At 38.1% G+C, this 17,222-nt stretch carries 17 protein-coding genes and 1 other annotated feature; all 17 genes read right to left on the bottom strand.

Features of this window, described 5'->3' with window-relative positions; all coding sequences use genetic code 11:
* Positions 1 to 2: 2 nt before the first annotated feature.
* The 17 genes from eno to folB all read right to left on the bottom strand — a co-directional run bounded on the left by eno (position 3) and on the right by folB (position 17,084).
* On the bottom strand, positions 3 to 1,301 hold the full coding sequence (gene eno, locus IGJ55_RS04830; protein WP_010771434.1) for a phosphopyruvate hydratase: 1,299 nt from the start codon (positions 1,299 to 1,301) through the stop codon (positions 3 to 5).
* A 158-nt stretch (positions 1,302 to 1,459) separates the two neighbouring features.
* Entirely contained in the window at positions 1,460 to 2,215 is a 756-nt protein-coding gene (gene tpiA, locus IGJ55_RS04825) for a triose-phosphate isomerase (protein WP_069640631.1), read from the bottom strand.
* A gap of 115 nt (positions 2,216 to 2,330) precedes the next feature.
* Complete coding sequence (locus tag IGJ55_RS04820; protein ID WP_430607530.1) at positions 2,331 to 3,521, bottom strand: phosphoglycerate kinase; 1,191 nt, start codon at positions 3,519 to 3,521, stop codon at positions 2,331 to 2,333.
* 137 nt (positions 3,522 to 3,658) lie between these two features.
* The gene (gene gap / locus IGJ55_RS04815; protein WP_025872307.1) at positions 3,659 to 4,660 is read right to left on the bottom strand and encodes a type I glyceraldehyde-3-phosphate dehydrogenase; all 1,002 of its coding nucleotides are present in this window, start codon (positions 4,658 to 4,660) and stop codon (positions 3,659 to 3,661) included.
* 39 nt (positions 4,661 to 4,699) lie between these two features.
* Positions 4,700 to 5,737 carry a sugar-binding transcriptional regulator gene (locus IGJ55_RS04810; protein WP_430607529.1) on the bottom strand — a complete coding sequence of 346 codons (1,038 nt, stop codon included), beginning with the start codon at positions 5,735 to 5,737 and terminating at the stop codon, positions 4,700 to 4,702.
* Between the two features lie 332 nt (positions 5,738 to 6,069).
* The gene (locus IGJ55_RS04805; protein ID WP_069640628.1) at positions 6,070 to 6,945 is read right to left on the bottom strand and encodes a YitT family protein; all 876 of its coding nucleotides are present in this window, start codon (positions 6,943 to 6,945) and stop codon (positions 6,070 to 6,072) included.
* A 135-nt stretch (positions 6,946 to 7,080) separates the two neighbouring features.
* Positions 7,081 to 7,878, bottom strand: coding sequence for an ankyrin repeat domain-containing protein (locus IGJ55_RS04800; protein ID WP_430607527.1), 798 nt, complete (start codon positions 7,876 to 7,878; stop codon positions 7,081 to 7,083).
* A 364-nt stretch (positions 7,879 to 8,242) separates the two neighbouring features.
* Positions 8,243 to 9,112, bottom strand: coding sequence for a hypothetical protein (locus IGJ55_RS04795; RefSeq protein WP_069640626.1), 870 nt, complete (start codon positions 9,110 to 9,112; stop codon positions 8,243 to 8,245).
* Positions 9,102 to 10,028: a WD40/YVTN/BNR-like repeat-containing protein gene (locus IGJ55_RS04790; RefSeq protein ID WP_429950500.1), complete on the bottom strand. Its 927-nt coding sequence runs from the start codon at positions 10,026 to 10,028 to the stop codon at positions 9,102 to 9,104. Before IGJ55_RS04790 ends, IGJ55_RS04795 begins: the two co-directional genes overlap by 11 nt.
* 147 nt (positions 10,029 to 10,175) lie before the next feature.
* Complete coding sequence (aspS, locus tag IGJ55_RS04785) at positions 10,176 to 11,945, bottom strand: aspartate--tRNA ligase (RefSeq protein ID WP_069640624.1); 1,770 nt, start codon at positions 11,943 to 11,945, stop codon at positions 10,176 to 10,178.
* Positions 11,946 to 11,978: 33 nt separating this feature from the next.
* On the bottom strand, positions 11,979 to 13,277 hold the full coding sequence (gene hisS / locus IGJ55_RS04780) for a histidine--tRNA ligase (RefSeq protein WP_430607526.1): 1,299 nt from the start codon (positions 13,275 to 13,277) through the stop codon (positions 11,979 to 11,981).
* A 233-nt stretch (positions 13,278 to 13,510) separates the two neighbouring features.
* On the bottom strand, positions 13,511 to 13,654 hold the full coding sequence (locus tag IGJ55_RS04775) for a hypothetical protein (RefSeq protein WP_430607524.1): 144 nt from the start codon (positions 13,652 to 13,654) through the stop codon (positions 13,511 to 13,513).
* A 297-nt stretch (positions 13,655 to 13,951) separates the two neighbouring features.
* Positions 13,952 to 14,159: a binding site (T-box leader), on the bottom strand.
* Positions 14,160 to 14,253: 94 nt separating this feature from the next.
* A complete protein-coding gene (gene folP, locus IGJ55_RS04770; RefSeq protein ID WP_430607522.1) occupies positions 14,254 to 15,057 on the bottom strand; it encodes a dihydropteroate synthase in 804 nt (267 codons plus the stop codon).
* The gene (locus IGJ55_RS04765; protein WP_430607520.1) at positions 15,054 to 15,650 is read right to left on the bottom strand and encodes a non-canonical purine NTP pyrophosphatase; all 597 of its coding nucleotides are present in this window, start codon (positions 15,648 to 15,650) and stop codon (positions 15,054 to 15,056) included. The genes folP and IGJ55_RS04765 overlap by 4 nt, the downstream gene beginning before the upstream one ends.
* A 12-nt stretch (positions 15,651 to 15,662) precedes the next feature.
* Positions 15,663 to 16,229, bottom strand: coding sequence for a GTP cyclohydrolase I FolE (gene folE / locus IGJ55_RS04760; protein WP_430608129.1), 567 nt, complete (start codon positions 16,227 to 16,229; stop codon positions 15,663 to 15,665).
* Positions 16,230 to 16,233: 4 nt separating this feature from the next.
* Complete coding sequence (folK, locus tag IGJ55_RS04755) at positions 16,234 to 16,722, bottom strand: 2-amino-4-hydroxy-6-hydroxymethyldihydropteridine diphosphokinase (protein WP_430607517.1); 489 nt, start codon at positions 16,720 to 16,722, stop codon at positions 16,234 to 16,236.
* Entirely contained in the window at positions 16,719 to 17,084 is a 366-nt protein-coding gene (folB, locus tag IGJ55_RS04750; protein ID WP_069640618.1) for a dihydroneopterin aldolase, read from the bottom strand. Before folB ends, folK begins: the two co-directional genes overlap by 4 nt.
* Positions 17,085 to 17,222: the final 138 nt, after the last annotated feature.

Genomic DNA, 17,222 nt, shown 5'->3' with positions numbered 1-17,222 from the left:
AATTATTTGTTTTTTAGGTTGTAGAAAGATTTCAAGCCTTTGTATTCAGCAACTTCGCCTAATTGGTCTTCAATTCTTAATAATTGGTTGTATTTAGCAATACGGTCTGTACGGCTTAATGAACCAGTTTTGATTTGACCAGCGTTTGTTGCAACAGCGATATCAGAGATTGTTGAATCTTCTGTTTCACCTGAACGGTGAGATACAACTGCAGTATAGCCAGCTTCTTTAGCCATTTCGATTGCTTCGAATGTTTCAGTCAAAGTACCGATTTGGTTTACTTTGATTAGGATTGAGTTAGCAATGCCTTTTTCAATACCTTCAGCTAATTTAGTTGTATTTGTAACGAACAAATCATCACCAACTAATTGAACTTTGTCGCCTAAAGCAACTGTTAATTTTTTGAAACCATCCCAGTCATTTTCATCTAATCCATCTTCGATTGAGATGATTGGGTATTTCGCACATAATTCTTCGTAGAATGCGATCATTTCTTCAGTTGTTTTTTCGCCTTCGCCTGAATCAGCTAAAACGTAAACACCTTTTTCTTTGTCGTAGAATTCAGAAGAAGCAGCATCCATCGCAAGAACGATATCTTTACCAGGTACATAGCCAGCTTTTTCGATTGCTTCGATGATTACTTCAAAACCTTCTTCGTTAGAACCAAGGTTAGGAGCGAAACCACCTTCGTCACCTACAGAAGTAGCTAAACCGCGCGCTTTTAAGATTCCAGCTAACGCGTGGAATACTTCAGCACCGTAGCGTAAAGCTTCTTTGAATGTAGGAGCGCCTACAGGCATGATCATGAATTCTTGGAAGTCGATACTGTTATCAGCATGAGATCCGCCATTGATGATGTTCATCATTGGAGTTGGCAATACTTTAGTATTGAATCCGCCTAAGTAGTGGTATAAAGGTACTTCTAGGTAATCAGCAGCAGCACGGGCTACAGCGATTGAAACACCAAGAATAGCGTTTGCGCCTAATTTACCTTTGTTAGGAGTTCCATCTAAATCGATCATTGCTTTATCAATAGCCATTTGGTCACGTACATCGTAGCCAATAATTGCTTCAGCGATGATGTTATTTACGTTGTCAACTGCTTTAACAACCCCTTTACCTAAGTAACGAGCTTTGTCGCCATCACGTAATTCAACCGCTTCGTATTCACCAGTTGAAGCACCAGATGGAACCATTCCACGACCAAAAGCACCGCTTTCAGTGTATACTTCTACTTCGATTGTTGGGTTACCGCGTGAGTCTAAGACTTCGCGTGCGTAAACATCAGTAATAATTGACATGTTTTGTCTCTCCTTTGAGTTTGTTTTATACTAAGGGGATTCGATTCCCTTAATTATGATTGTAGTGAATAACCGAGTGCTATGCAAACATTTTTTGCATAATTCATAGAATATTCAATGAATCTTTGATTAATTGCGTATATTGTTATAAGACGTGATTATTTAACAGCATCAAGTAAAGCTAAGAAAGAGTCAGCTTCAAGACTCGCTCCGCCAACTAAAGCACCATCAACGTTTTCTTTTGCCATATATTCAGCAATGTTTTCAGGTTTTACAGAACCGCCGTATTGGATACGTACAGCTTCTGATACTTCTTTGCCGTATAATTTTTCAACTGTTGCACGAACAACGCCACAAATTTCATCAGCGATATTCGCATCAGCAGATTTACCAGTTCCGATGGCCCAGATTGGTTCGTAAGCAATAACCATTGAAGATACTTGCTCATTAGATAAATCAACTAAGCCTTTTGTGATTTGGCCTTCAATCCATTCAGCAGTTTTGCCTGCTTCGTATGTTTCTAAAGATTCACCACAACAAAAGATTGGTGTCATGTTGTTTGCAAAGATTGCTTTGGCTTTCTTGTTGATGTCTTCGTCTGTTTCGTGGAAGTACTCACGACGTTCAGAGTGACCGATGATTACATAGTCAACACCTAGATCAGCAAGTGCTGCTGGAGATGTTTCACCAGTGAAGGCACCTGAGTTTTCCCAGTAACAGTTTTGTGCAGAGATTTTTAATTCAGTTCCTTTAGCCGCTTCTACTAATTCTTGTAAGAATAAAGCAGGAGAACCGATTACTGAATCAACAGCACTATTGGCAGGAATTTTTGTTTTTACTGCTTCTGCAAAAGCTTTCGCTTCTGAAGCAGTTTTGTTCATTTTCCAGTTACCAGCGATAATTGGTTTACGCATGGAAAAGCACATCCTTTTCTTTTTATGGTAAATTATGGGTGAAATAGTTTTATCCAGCCCGTTTCACAAGCTAGACCTATCGTCATTAATGGATAAATAACTTGTTCAACTTTTTCTATTTGTCGTTGATTGCTGCTAGACCAGGTAATTCTTTACCTTCTAATAATTCTAAGCTTGCGCCCCCACCAGTTGAGATGTGCGTGAATTTATCCGCAAAGCCTAATTGAATAGCTGCAGCAGCAGAGTCTCCACCGCCAATGATTGTTGTTGCATCCGCCAAGTTAGCAATTGCTTCACAAACACCGATTGTTCCTTTGGCAAAGTTGCTCATTTCGAATACGCCCATTGGTCCATTCCAAACAACTGTTTTTGCACCTTCTAATGCTTGGGCAAATAAAGCAATTGTTTCAGGTCCAATGTCAAGTCCCATTTGTCCATCAGGAACATCACCACTATGTTCTTCTGTTGGTACATCGTTTGAGAATTCTGCAGCCGTGACTGAATCGATTGGCAAGATTAATTTATCGCCTGCTTTTTCGATTAATTCTTTTGCTAATGCTACTTTATCTTCTTCAACTAAAGAGTTACCGATGTTCATACCTTTGGCTTTGTAGAATGTATAAGTCATTCCACCACCGATAAGGATTTTATCTGCTTTAGAGATCAAGTTTTCGATAACACCGATTTTGTCAGAAACTTTTGCGCCACCTAAAATAGCAACAAATGGACGTTTTGGTGCAGTCACTGCTTCACCAACGAATTTGATTTCTTTTTCCATTAAGAATCCAGCAACTGTTGGGATACCAGTTGACGCAATCCCTACATTAGAAGCGTGTGCCCGGTGAGCCGTACCAAATGCATCATTAACAAATACATCGCCTAAAGAAGCCCAGTATTTACCTAATTCAGCGTCATTTCCGCTTTCTTTTTTACCGTCGATATCTTCAAAACGAGTGTTTTCAAACACTAAAACGTCGCCGTCTTTCATGTTGTTAACAGCTGTTTCTAATTCAGCACCACGTGTTTCAGGAACGAATGTTACTGGTTTACCCAATAATTCGCCTAAGCATTCTGCTACTGGTTTTAGTGATTTGCCAGCTTTGTCTTCTTCTGTCTTAACACGACCTAAGTGAGAGAATAAAATTGCTTTCCCGCCATTGTCGATCACGTATTTAATTGTTGGAAGTGCTGCTACGATACGGTTATCATTTGTAATCACGCCATCTTTCAAAGGCACGTTGAAGTCAACACGTACAAGAACTTTTTTGTCTTTTAAGTCTACATCTTTGATAGTCTTTTTAGCCATTAAAAGGTACTCCTATCTATTTTTGGATTTTGAAAAGAATGATTTTTCTTGAACTTATAAAATAAGCGGGGAAGCGCGTTGCTTCCCCGCTTATTATTTCACAGTTGTTCAAATTTCACTAATGATAAGAATTGATCTTATAGGTTAGCGAAGTACTCTAAAGTACGAACTAATTGTGCAGTATAAGACATTTCGTTGTCATACCAAGCAACAGTTTTCACTAATTGTTGATCGCCAACAGTCATTACTTTAGTTTGAGTAGCATCGAATAATGAACCGAAAGTCATACCTACGATATCAGAAGATACGATTTGATCTTCGTTATATCCGTAAGATTCGTTAGCAGCTTTAGCCATCACTTCGTTTACTTCTTCAACTGTTACTTTTTTGTCAAGAACAGTTACTAATTCAGTTAATGAACCAGTTGCTACAGGAACACGTTGAGCAGCTCCGTCTAATTTACCGTTTAATTCAGGGATAACTAGACCGATTGCTTTAGCAGCACCAGTAGTGTTAGGTACGATGTTTTCTGCTGCAGCGCGTGCACGACGGAAGTCTCCACCTGGGTGAGGTCCATCAAGAGTCATTTGGTCACCTGTGTAAGCGTGGATCGTAGTCATAAGACCTTCAACCACACCAAAGTTATCTTGTAAAGCTTTAGCCATAGGAGCTAAACAGTTAGTCGTACATGAAGCACCTGAGATAACTGTTTCTTTACCTGTTAAGATATCGTGGTTAGTGTTGTAAACGATTGTTGGTACGTCATTTCCGCCTGGAGCAGAGATAACAACACGTTTAGCACCAGCTTTTAAGTGTAATTCAGCTTTTTCTTTTGAAGTGAAGAATCCAGTACATTCAAGAACGATATCTACGCCTAAGTCGCCCCATGGTAATTCTTCTGGGTTGCGGTTAGCAAGAACTTTAACTTCTTTACCGTTAACGTTGAAAGATCCATCATGAACTTCAACAGTTCCGTTGAAACGTCCTTGAGTTGTGTCATATTTTAACAAGTGAGCCAACATTTTAGCATCTGTTAAATCATTGATTGCTACTACTTCGATTCCTGCTACATCTTGGATACGACGGAATGCTAAGCGTCCGATACGTCCAAATCCATTAATACCTACTTTAACTGTCATTAAAGATTTCCTCCTTATGAAAATCAAAAATTTTTTATTTTAAAGGGTTACCCCTTTTAAAATCTCATTTGCGGCAGCTTCATCTGTGATGAGCCACGTTTGTTTTGGTGCGTTTTTCATATATGCCCGAATTGCTTTGGCTTTTGTCTTGCCGCCTGCAATCGCAACGACATTTGGTATTTTTTGTACATCCTTAAGCTGAAGTCCGATGCGAGGGATTTTATAAACGACTTCGCCCTCTTCATCAAAGAAATACCCGAAAGATTCTGCTACAGCATTATTTTGCTTTAACATGACCATTTCTTCATCCGACATTTTACGGCGTGCTGCCATATGCAACGCGCGTCCAATACTATGAACAACACAATTGCTTTGTTCGATCAGTGTTAATACTTCTTGGATCGATGGTTCTTGCAGCAGCGAGTTATACGTTTCAAGACTCAATTGCTCTGGAACATATAATGCTCTATGGTGACCGCCAGTTTGACTTGCCATTACAGCACTTACTGAATTGGCTTGAACAGTCATTGCTTCACCGATGCCGCCTCTAGCTGGAACAAACAAAATATGTCGTTTTTCCGTTTCTAGGGTCCCCATATGTTCTGCGGTCAAGGCCATGGTCGTGCCACCCATAACGGCAACGATATTATCACCATCAGGTAAGAGTAGATCCAAAGAATCGGTCAAAATATCGCCAAATTCATAAAGTACTTTCTCCTGATTGTCACTATTGCCTGCTACAACGATACAACGCTTGATCCCAAAATATTTGCTGATTTCTTTTTCGACTTGATGCATACCGAGTAGTTGATTCATTACTGTCTCTAATCCTTGATAAACTTCTAAGCCTTTTTCAGTTAATGTCATTCCACTTTTAGAAGTTTCTATCAGTTGTAAGTTTTTCAGAAAATCGGTTTCAGTTCTCAAAACCCGTTCTGTGATCCCCATACTATCAGATAGACTTCTGCGTCCAATAGGCTGCATCCAGTAAATATTACGAAGAATATGAAACCTTTCCTGCATTACATCGAGCAAATCTGGAGCAACTGCTTCAATCATTTTTAATTCATCTAGCATGATGCGCTCCTTCGTTGGTCTAAAAACGTCCAAGTAAGACTTAAAACGACCTATGAACTTTAAAAAAATAGGATTGGCGTTCTTCTTTTTCAATGTTAAATTCTTTAACAGTCTTAAAAGCGTCCCTCAATCTTATATACATAGTCTAACAGTTTTCATTGCTCTTTTCAAGAAAAAGAGATTATTTTTTGAAATTCGCTATCTCCTCTTTGAAATTCATTATGCAAGATGCCTCTTTTGAATCACTTGTATTTTAAAATTCTTGTTAAAAAATTCAAAGCAAATAAGAAAATCCAGCTATTATGCTGGATTTTTTGGCTTCCTATTACACATTATAAATCCTCTTCATAAAAACGACCAAGAATTTTGACATTATCCGAAATACTCACAAAAGCAGACGGATCAGACTCTTTCATCGCAGCTTCCAATGATGGCAATTCAAAACGAGTCACAACCGTTAACAATAATGTCTGTTTATCATGACGATACGCACCTTCTGCTTCATGAATGATTGTGATTCCTCGTCTCATTTTTTGTTGGATTCCATCGATCACAGCATCTGGATTTTTGGTAATGATCATGACTTGCATTTTCTTTTGCTTCGTATAAACAGCATCTGTCACTTTCCCACTCACAAAAATCGACAATGCGCTGTAAAACATATACTGCCAACCAAATAAATAACCTGCAACAAAGATAATCAGCCCATTAAAATACATTGAAATCGAACCCACAGAACGTCCAGTTTTCTTACGAATCGTGATACTAAAAATATCCAAACCACCCGAAGAAAGACCATTTTTCAACGCAAAACCAATACCAGAACCCATCACTGCACCACCGAAAATTGCACAGATAATTGGATCATTAGACAAACTTGTTTGCGGTACGATCTGCATAAAGATCGAAGTTAGAGTCACCGTCAAAAAGGTGAAAATTGTAAATTTTTTCCCGATTTTACGCCAAGCAACAAAAAATAACGGAATATTCAACGCATATAATGTGATCGAGACCGGCACTTTAAACCCAACAATATTCGTAGATAAAGTCGTTAATATTTGCGCAAGTCCAGTAATCCCGCTGGAATAGATATTTCCAGGTTGATAAAAGAAGTTCATCGCAACCGATGCCAAGATTGCATAGACAATCGACACGGAAAGTTTGGTCGTGTAATCATGGACGGGTAAACTTTCAAAGAATTTTTTCATGTAGGAGCAGCCTCACTTTATTTGATTCATTTGGTTCTCATTATACGTGCTTTGAGTTCGGAAAAAAAGGACAATCTTCAGAATAGCAGAAAATACTTAATCATCGCAATGATCAAGCCTCTAAATAATTCGATTTCAATAGGCATTTAGGCTATTCAACATCTCAGTGTAGCCTAAACTTCTAGCATAATCCTCAGCTGTCCGTCCAGTATTATCTTTCAACGTTTTGTCAGCTCCACTTTCCAATAAAACGTCAACGATTTGTTGATAGACTTCAGAACCATCTCTCAATGCAACAGCTTCTATCAAGGCTGTATACCCGTAATTATTTTGATGATTGATCGCTACTCGGCCATCTTTTAATAATAGCTTCACATTTTCAAGATGTCCTTTTTCAGCCGCTGGAATCAGTGCATTTCCTCCGAAACGATTCACTTTTTGCTGATTTGGTACTTGTTTTTCTAGCATATAAGTCAGAATTTCGGTTTTTCCTTGGGCTCCTGCATAAAGGTATGGACTATCCGAAATATGATCTTGCACGTTAATATCGGCTCCCGCATCAATCAACTGTTTTGCGATTCCGATGAAGTTTTGATGTGTTGCGATCAAAAGAGGTGTTTCACCTTGTGCATTGACTTCATCGATCGAATAGTTTTCATCTACTAGTATGGCTTGGACTTGTGCAAAATCATTATTATTTACAGCCTGTATTAATGTACCCGCTGGAAATGATTGGCTAGATGCTTTTACTGTGTTCATTGTGTTTGATTCTTTGGATTCATTTGATTGCTTGGTATTATTTTTATCCGTAGTCATGCTTGTACTCTCCTCTATTGAGTGATTTGTATCATTTTTTTTAGAGTGGCAGGCTGAAAAAATAAGTAAAAATGAAGCGAGCAATGTTATCTCTAACAAAATTTTTTTCTTATTCATGATCATTCTCCTTTAGCGGTATTTATATTTAGTATAGAACATAAATATAAACAAACTATAAACACTCTTCGTACTCAGAATAAAATGGACTTATCCCTTGTTGAAACAAAAAGCAATCAAGCGTTCAATTAGAGCCGCAGTTGAAAGCTGTGAGGCTAACGCAGCATTATAGGTCAGGTTTTGAGTCTTGATATAAATGAGAGCTATTAATCATAAAGCGTTTGACTAAGGTATTATTATGAGTATTAGTGATACTGATAATTTGCTACTACTAAAATTCAAAAGTTGAACCCTTTCATTGATTTCTACAGTTTCACCTGAGCTGAAAAAAGGAGCAATGCCTAGATGCAGTAATCCCCATTTTTTATTCACTTGATCGCTTAAAATATAGCTCGATTTTTTGTGGGTCATCAAATCCTGCTTTTAATAAAATAATTTTTGTCTGAGCATTTTGGACGATATCCCCATATTCATCATACTTGTTTTCTGAATCTAAACTAATCGACCAACGCGCATTCGTATCATCGTTTATCGTCAATGCTGTTGTACCAAATTGCACGGTTTGTTCGAATGAATATTTTTCTCTCTCCCCAACCTCTTGGATAACAATTCCTTCAGAAGCACTAGATGTTAGACTGGTATCTCCATCTTTCGATTCCCAAACACCTATCAGAGCTGATAAAACGTAAGAATAGGCTATCTTTCGTCCACCGTAGGTTCCAATATATTGATGGACCGCTTGATCTTTTGAACGATAAGTCAGTACACACGTCTCATTGGTTAGCCAAGTTAAGCGATAATCAGTGATCCCATTAGTAGGGAGTTTTTCTTTTAAGCGAGCTAAAATCAGGTAGTAATTATTGAAGTAATACACTCCTTGATCGTCACTCGTTTCTTTGACTAAAAAAACATGTTTTGCATCAGGTGAAAGACTTATTATCGCTTTTTCTTTCGGCTTTACAAAACTGAAAAGAGCACTCACTGTGATGATTGCCGCAATTTGGAGCAAAATTATATAGATTTTTCTTTTTTTATCCAGATCCATTAGACATAATAGCGTCAAACCTAAAAATAGAAAACTACCTATTATTGCAGCGAGCAAAAACCAATCACTTATTAATTCGATCCCTTTCGAAGACACAAGTACAAAACCGCCTAAAAACAGCAGACACAATATAGTCAAAATCAAAAAGATGATCCCACTAATTTTTTTTATTCTTTTTTTACTCTCCATCTGGTTCTACCTCACGATCAAATACCCAATTTTCTCCATTATCTTTTGAAATAAATTTTCCTTTTACTAAACCACCTTGATAATCACCGACTTCTCCTTGATTTAGTAAAACCTCTAATTGTTCTCCAACTTTATAGGGCATTTCAGCGACTAAAAAAATAGCTTTATACTTTTCAGGCACCTGAATTGTCGCAGCTTGCCAGCTAGCTCCTCCATCTTTCGTAATGCGTAGATTAGGTGCTGCTGTTCCAAAAGATAAGAAGCCTGTTCTTTCATCAATAAAACCGCCGTCTTGGATTAATGACGTTTGATCGATACCTGCGGTCTCCTCCCACGTTTTTCCACCATCATGTGTCAAATATGCTACCGTTCCTTCTTGACGAACAACGCGACCCCCAGAATAAATCACATAGCCAAAATCCTTACTTAAAAAAGCGATTTTTCGAAAACGAATACCTGCATTTTCTTGGGAAATATCATATTTTTGCCATGTTTTTCCTTGATCGACCGTTTGAAGAAGCTTTAAGCCTAGATTTTCATAGAGGAATGACGTATTTTCTTTTGTTATAAAATAGCTTTGCTCCATCAAACCGTTCTCATAAGAAGGGGTATACTCACCAAATTGAATCTCTTCTAAACGCTCAGGAACTTCTACCCAATTCTCGCCCGAATCATACGTAACATATACCTTTTCACCCTTAATTAATACATCCGTCTGTTTTTGCGTTGGCTCTTTGGGCGGCTCCGCTTCCTCTTTTTTCTCGCTTTGTATTGCGTCTTCTAGCTCGTTGATTTCCTTATTATATGTTTCAATACTTGTTGGTCTGCTCACGTAAAAAAATAATGCTGTAAAACTCGATAATACAACAATAATAGTCAAAAAAAACGCCCGATTCTTGTTCTTCAATTTACTCACCCCTTTAATCCGTCTACTAGTTAAAGTATAGAGGAACAGCCTTTTTATTGAAAGGACTATTTTGTTTGTTGATAAAAACGTAAAAAAAGTTTCCAATAAACTATCGTAGTTTACTGAAAACTTGTTTTATCTTGACTAAGTCAATCGTTATTCATCGATTGCTGTTACATCAATGTTTAATTCAAATAATTGTAATGGTGACACCACGCTTGGCGCATTTGTCATTGGGTCTGCAGCTTTTCCATTTTTAGGGAAAGCAATTACTTCACGGATATTATTTTCGCCAGCTAATAACATCACTAAACGGTCTAATCCTAAAGCAATTCCACCGTGTGGAGGGAATCCATAATCTAAAGCATCCAATAAAAACCCAAATTGCTCTTGTGCGGATTCTTTCGTAAAGCCTAAAGTTTCAAACATTTTTTCTTGCAGGTCGCGCTTGTGGATCCGTAATGAACCTCCACCTAGCTCATAACCATTCAAGACAATATCATAAGCTTCGGCATAGACTTTTGCTGGATTTGTCGAAAGTAATTCGATATCAGATTCTTTTGGCTGCGTGAATGGATGGTGAGCAGAAACATAGCGGCCAGCTTCTTCGTCATATTCAAACAATGGCCAATCAACGACCCATAAGAAGTTGAATTTAGACTCATCAATCAAGCCTAATTCTTTCCCTAAGCGAGAACGAATCGCCCCTAAAGCTGCTGCAACCACTTCTGGTTTATCCGCTCCAAACATTAAGATATCACCAACTTCTGCATTCGTTGCTTTGATCAAATCATCAGAAACTTCTGTCAAGAATTTCGCAATCGGTCCTTTTAGTCCATCTTCTTCAACTTTTAACCAAGCTAAACCTTTGGCACCAAATTGGCTAACATACGTACCTAAATTATCCATATCTTTTCTTGAATATTTATCGGCCGCCCCTTTAGCATTTAGCGCTTTGACTTGTCCACCATTTTCTAAAGCCATTTGGAACACTTTGAAGTCAACATCTTTTACGACATCTGCGATATCGATCAATTCCATCTCAAAACGTGTATCTGGTTTATCACTTCCATAACGTGCCATTGCTTCATCGTAGCTGATACGAGGGAAAGGTACTGTTACTTCGATCCCTTTTGTATCACGCATCACTTTCGCTAACATTTCTTCTGTCATCGTTTGGATTTCTTCTGGTGTTAAGAACGTTGTTTCCATATCGATTTGAGTAAATTCAGGTTGACGGTCACCACGTAGATCTTCATCACGGAAGCAACGAACAATTTGATAATAGCGATCAAAACCAGCATTCATTAATAATTGTTTAAAAATTTGTGGTGATTGCGGCAATGCATAAAAATGACCTGCATGAACTCGTGAAGGAACTAAATAATCGCGTGCCCCTTCTGGTGTTGATTTACCAAAATAAGGTGTTTCAATATCGATAAAATCGGTATTGTCTAGATAATGACGGATCGATTTCGTTATTTCATGACGTAATTTTAAATTTGCTGTCATTTTTGGACGACGTAAATCTAGATAACGATATTTCATACGAATTTCATCGCCGACATTATTTTCATCTTCAATTAAAAACGGTGGTGTTTTAGCTGTATTCAAAATTGTGATATCTGTTGCCATTATTTCAAATTCGCCTGTTTTCATTTTAGGGTTGACCGCTTCTTTGTCGCGATAAGTCAGCTCGCCTGTAATTTCGATCACATACTCACTACGACATTTGTCTGCAATTTCCCATGCTTCTTTTGAATGCGCAGGGTTAAAAACGACTTGAGCGATTCCTTCACGGTCACGTAAATCGATAAAAATGACCCCTCCTAAATCACGGCGCTTTTGCACCCAGCCTTTTAATGTGATGATCTGTCCTACTAAATCTGCTGAAACTTCTCCGCAGTATACTGTTCTTTTTGCCATTGATGATTACTCCTCTTCATTTTTTACTTTTATTTAATCAAACATCACTGTCATCATTTCATCATAGATTTCATCGAATCGTTCATAAATATCTGATAGTGGGAATGCTTTTTCCTGACGGCTAGCCATTGATTTTACATTTACAATGCCTTCAGCTAATTCAGTTTCACCTAAAGTCAGAGCAAGTTTAGCATTTAATTTAGCCGCTGTTTTAAATTGAGCTTTTGCTTTTCGATCCATAAAATCACGATCAGCTGAAAAGCCAAAATTACGAATTGCTTGAACCAGTTTTAGTGTTTCTACATTTGTTTGCTCACCGATTCCAACAACATAAGCATCGATTTCATTGATCACTGGAACCGCAACGCCTTCTGCTTCCATCGTAATCAAGACACGTTCAATGCCCATTGCAAACCCAAAGCCAGGTGTTGTTGGTCCACCAAGTTCCTCAACTAATCCATCATAACGACCACCAGCGCAAATCGTCGCTTGTGCGCCCATACCTGGTGCTTCACTCATCACTTCGAAAATTGTGTTTGTGTAATAATCTAATCCTCTTACCATATTGCTATCCACTTCAAATGGAATATTCAATTCGTTCAGCATCGTTTTGACAGTGTCAAAATGTTCTTCTGACTCCGAGCTTAAATAATCCAAAATCGATGGTGCATCAGCTACGATTGCTTGATCTTTTTTATCTTTACTGTCTAACACACGTAAAGGATTTTCATGTAAACGACGTTTTGAATCTTCGCTTAATTCAGCTACTTTTGGTTCTAAATAGTCGATCAATGCTTGGCGATATGCAGCTCTTGTCTCTTTATCTCCTAATGAGTTGATCACTAAACGAATTTGATTGATTCCTAATTGTTTGAAAAAGTCTAAGGCCATCGCCATACTTTCAACATCCACCGCTGGGTTCACACTGCCAAAAGCTTCAGCACCGATTTGGTGAAATTGTCTCAAACGTCCTGCTTGTGGGCGCTCATAGCGAAACATTGGTCCCATATAGTAGGTTTTATAAGGTTTCGAAAATTCAGGTCCGAACAATTTATTTTCGACAAAAGAACGAACGATCGGGGCTGTTCCTTCTGGACGCAATGTCACATGACGATCGCCTTTATCGTAAAAATCATACATTTCTTTTGAAACAATATCTGTCGTATCCCCTACACTGCGGGAAATTACTTCGTAATGTTCAAAAATAGGGGTACGGATTTCTTCATATTGATAGTCACGAAAAATCAAACGAGCTGTTTCTTCAACAAATTGCCACTTTTCTGACGTTCCCGGTAATAAGTCATTGGTTCCTTTTGGTTTTTGATAACTCATTGTTTCATCTCCTAGTTATTGTTCATTGTTTGTACTTTATTTTGGTAAAGGTTGGTTGGTTTGAATTCACTTTAGAGCTGATTGAATTTTTTAACGATTGTTCAGCTGTTGGTTTGGATCATGGCTTTGGGTGATTCTCTAGTATGGTAACTTCGCTCACTTCGTTCGCCAAGTATTGTTCATCATCCACTCTGGCAAAGCCAATCGGGGTACTTTCGGACCTAATAATCAAATCAAACTATCGTCTGCACTTCTTCTTCTGTCTTAGGAATTGGTTGATTCTCTAGTATGGTAACTTCGCTCACTTCGTTCGCCAAGTATTGTTCATCATCCACTCTGGCAGAGCCAATCGGGGTACTTTCGGACCTAATAATCAAATCAAACTATCGTCTGCACTTCTTCTGTCTCAGGAATTGGGTGATTCTCTAGTATGGTAACTTCGCTCACTTCGTTCGCCAAGTATTGTTCATCATCCACTCTGGCAGAGCCAATCGGAGTACTTTCGGACCTAATAATCAAATCAAACTGTCGTCTGCACTTCTTCTTCTGTCTCAGGAATTGGGTGATTCTCTAGTACGGTAACTTCGCTCACTTCGTTCGCCAAGTATTGTTCATCATCCACTCTGGCAGAGCCAATCGGGGTGATTCACAACAAAAAATCGCCCTTGTATAAATACAAGGGCGAGTGAATAGACACACGCGGTACCACCTAAGTTCGAAAGATTGCTCTTTCCTCTAACGATTAACGCTCGTAACGGAACGGCTTTTCCTCCGTTCATCTCCAGAATGTCTTTCGATCTCTCTAACGAAGTTGCTTTCAGCCAAGGCAACTTTCTCTTCTACGATCAGTTTGAAATCTACTCGTTCTTTCATCGATTTTTTTATAGTATCTATAAATTACTAAAGAATGGAAATAAAGTCAAGTAGAATTTCAATTAGCTTTACAATAGCTCTCGTAAAGAGCTAACAATTGTGATTACTTATGGTTCAATGATTCCCAAACATTCAACGCATCCCGCATTCCTTTAACCTGATGAACTCGAACAATTTCCACACCTTTATTTGCAGCAAATAATGAAGCTGTAATTGAACCAAAATCACGTGCCAATGGGTCAGATTCATTTGTCAAAGTTGCTATCGTTCTTTTTCTTGATACGCCATACAGTAAAGGATAATCTTTGTAACGAAAAGCTTCAGGATCTTTTAGAATGTCTATATTTTCTGCTTGTGTTTTTCCAAACCCAATACCAGGATCAAAACAAATCCGTGTTGAAGCAATCCTAGCTTTGTGACAAAGTTCTATTTTTTCCTGACAAAATTGTTGGATATCTTCAACTACCGATAATTCGGTCCGTCTTTTACGTGAATGCATGATCACTAAGCCACTATCAGGATACTTTTGTGCCACTTCGATCATTCCATTTGTATCCAAACCTTTGATATCATTGATGATGTTGGCACCTGTTGCTAATGCTGCATCTGCAACTTCTGGAAAATAGGTATCGATCGAAATAGGTTTATCCGTCCTGTTTCTGATGGCTTCTACTATAGGCAAGATTCTTTCTTTTTCTTCTTTAGCTGAAATTTCTTGATAGTTTGGTCGTGTAGATTGTCCCCCGATATCGATAATGTCAACGTTTGCTGCCAGCATCTCTTCGCAATGGACTATTGCTTTATCTAACTCATTAAAATGCCCACCATCTGAAAATGAATCGGGGGTCACATTTAAAATTCCCATGATTTGAGTGGCATTTTTAGTAAAGTATCCCTCTTCCGTCATCTTTGTTGCTCCTTTAATTGTTCGATCATTTGCTTCAATGCCGACACTCTTGGACTGAAATCATTTCGTTCTTCTTTTGGTAATTGAGCGAGGGTTTTATGTTTTTTCGGTAAATAGAAAATTTTGTCAAAACCATAGCCCATTTTCCCTATTTCTCTTGTTGTCAGTTCACCTGTCAGCTCTTGTCCTGAAATAAGGTACTCTCCATCTGGCCAAGCATAAACTAATACGGCATGCAGACTAATTGTTCGATTTAACGATCGTTGTCCTTCAAATAGCTCAAAAAGCTGATGATTTTTTTCTGAATCGGTCATGCCAGTTTCAAAAAAGCGCGCTGTCTCAACGCCTAACAGAGTAGGAAAAGCTTTGATTTCCAAGCCACCATCGTCTGCCAATACTGGTTTCCCAACAATTTTTGCATAAAATCGAGCCTTGAGTAATGCATTTTCAGCATACGTTTTGCCCGTTTCGGCTATCTCATACTCTTTATTTGTATCGTTGGCATATTGAACAAATGTAATTTGATCCTTGAGATAAGCAGACTGCATTTCTTGTAGTTTTCCTTGATTATTCGTACCTACAATGATCTCCATTTCTGTCATCCTTTATGCCTCGATTGCTCTCAAAAAATCATCTTTACATTCCCGATCTGTTTTAAAAACCCCTTGATAATGAAATGTTTTCGTTAAACTGTTTGGTGATTTTACGCCACGCATCGACATACACATATGTTCTGCCTCGATTGCCACGGCTACACCTTTAACCGGTACATGTTCAACCAATTTATTTGCAATCATAATGGTTAAATCTTCCTGAACGCTAGGACGTTTGGCACAATACTCTACTAAACGTGGCAACTTGCTTAAGCCTAACACTTTGCGTTCATCAGGAATATAGGCCACATGGGCTTTTCCATAAAATGGCAATAAGTGATGCTCACACATAGAATAAAATTGAATATCTTTGACCAAAACCATATCCTCTTCATTCAAACTATCAAAAAGTGCATAATCATCAAATTCTGGCGCTCTCAATGAAGAAAATACTTCGTTATACATCTTAGCTACCCGTGTTGGTGTATCTTTAACTCCCGCTCGTTCTGGGTCTTCACCGATTGCACGTAGAATTTGTTTTACTGCCTGCTCGATCTTCGCTAGTTGTTTTTCGTCCATCTTCTTACCAACTTTCTTTACTAAGCCAAACTTCGGCTTGATTCCCTGTACTTGTGATCCAAGCATCGAAAGATTTCCCTTGAAATGCAGCTTCAGGATAGACCTCTTTTAATGGGACCAATACAAAAGAGCGTTTAAGCATTTCTTTATGTGGAATCGTCAAACGTTCTGTTGCTATTTTTTCATCATTCATCAACAAAATATCAATATCTAAGGTTCTTGGGCCCCAATGAATCAATCGTTCACGACCTAGTTTCTTTTCAATCGCTTGTGTTTTATTTAATAATTGCAGAGGTTCACATGTTGTCTTGATTTGAATCACAGCGTTATAATAATTTTCTTGCGGAACATCCCCATATGGTAATGTTTCATACAATTTTGATTTTTTCAAAACTTGAATATCCTCATCTTGATTGAGTAACTCAATTGCTTCTTGTAATGTCCTAAGACGATCTCCCAAATTACTCCCCAATGCTAAATAACCGATTGTCATACGAAGTCTCTTTCCATTTCGATTTCGATATTATCAAACACTCCAGGCATCGGTACACTATATTTTCTGACACGAACAAGAGCACTTTCTAACTTTTTGCCATGTTCTGTTTCAATATCATCCAAGATAGCTGAAGCGACAGCTTCTATTAAGTTGTAAGAATGAGTGGTTAAACGCTTAGCAATTTGATCATTCACTTCCGCATAACTAACGGTGTCATTGACATCATCCGTCTTACCAGCCTGATCTAACGGCAATCTTAATTCGATATCAACTTCTAATTGTTGTCCTAAAATTCGTTCTTCTGGTAAAACACCATTTTTAGTGTAAAACTTCATATTATTGATTCTAATTTTTCCCAATTTGCTTCCATCCTTCAACTATTTACTCACTGATACATTCAGTTGCAACTATTATACTATAGAAAATCAAGAAATCTTTAGCTTTCTGTTTTTTGAGACATTTTGTTACAAAAATTCTAGCCATAAGTGGAATAACTT

The organism is Enterococcus sp. AZ170 (assembly GCF_050545135.1).
In the GTDB taxonomy this organism is placed as follows: Bacteria; Bacillota; Bacilli; order Lactobacillales; family Enterococcaceae; genus Enterococcus_L; species Enterococcus_L ureilyticus.
The sequence above is the reverse complement of the archived record's forward strand: the minus strand, read 5'-3'. Positions and strand labels throughout refer to the sequence as shown.

Coding starts and splice junctions, on each gene's coding strand:
- eno (WP_010771434.1), bottom strand. CDS start 1,301: ATGTCAATTATTACTGATGTTTACGCACGCGAAGTCTTAGACTCACGC.
- tpiA (WP_069640631.1), bottom strand. CDS start 2,215: ATGCGTAAACCAATTATCGCTGGTAACTGGAAAATGAACAAAACTGCT.
- IGJ55_RS04820 (WP_430607530.1), bottom strand. CDS start 3,521: ATGGCTAAAAAGACTATCAAAGATGTAGACTTAAAAGACAAAAAAGTT.
- gap (WP_025872307.1), bottom strand. CDS start 4,660: ATGACAGTTAAAGTAGGTATTAATGGATTTGGACGTATCGGACGCTTA.
- IGJ55_RS04810 (WP_430607529.1), bottom strand. CDS start 5,737: ATGCTAGATGAATTAAAAATGATTGAAGCAGTTGCTCCAGATTTGCTC.
- IGJ55_RS04805 (WP_069640628.1), bottom strand. CDS start 6,945: ATGAAAAAATTCTTTGAAAGTTTACCCGTCCATGATTACACGACCAAA.
- IGJ55_RS04800 (WP_430607527.1), bottom strand. CDS start 7,878: ATGAATAAGAAAAAAATTTTGTTAGAGATAACATTGCTCGCTTCATTT.
- IGJ55_RS04795 (WP_069640626.1), bottom strand. CDS start 9,112: ATGGAGAGTAAAAAAAGAATAAAAAAAATTAGTGGGATCATCTTTTTG.
- aspS (WP_069640624.1), bottom strand. CDS start 11,945: ATGGCAAAAAGAACAGTATACTGCGGAGAAGTTTCAGCAGATTTAGTA.
- hisS (WP_430607526.1), bottom strand. CDS start 13,277: ATGAGTTATCAAAAACCAAAAGGAACCAATGACTTATTACCGGGAACG.
- folP (WP_430607522.1), bottom strand. CDS start 15,057: ATGACGGAAGAGGGATACTTTACTAAAAATGCCACTCAAATCATGGGA.
- IGJ55_RS04765 (WP_430607520.1), bottom strand. CDS start 15,650: ATGGAGATCATTGTAGGTACGAATAATCAAGGAAAACTACAAGAAATG.
- folE (WP_430608129.1), bottom strand. CDS start 16,229: ATGGACGAAAAACAACTAGCGAAGATCGAGCAGGCAGTAAAACAAATT.
- folK (WP_430607517.1), bottom strand. CDS start 16,722: ATGACAATCGGTTATTTAGCATTGGGGAGTAATTTGGGAGATCGTCTT.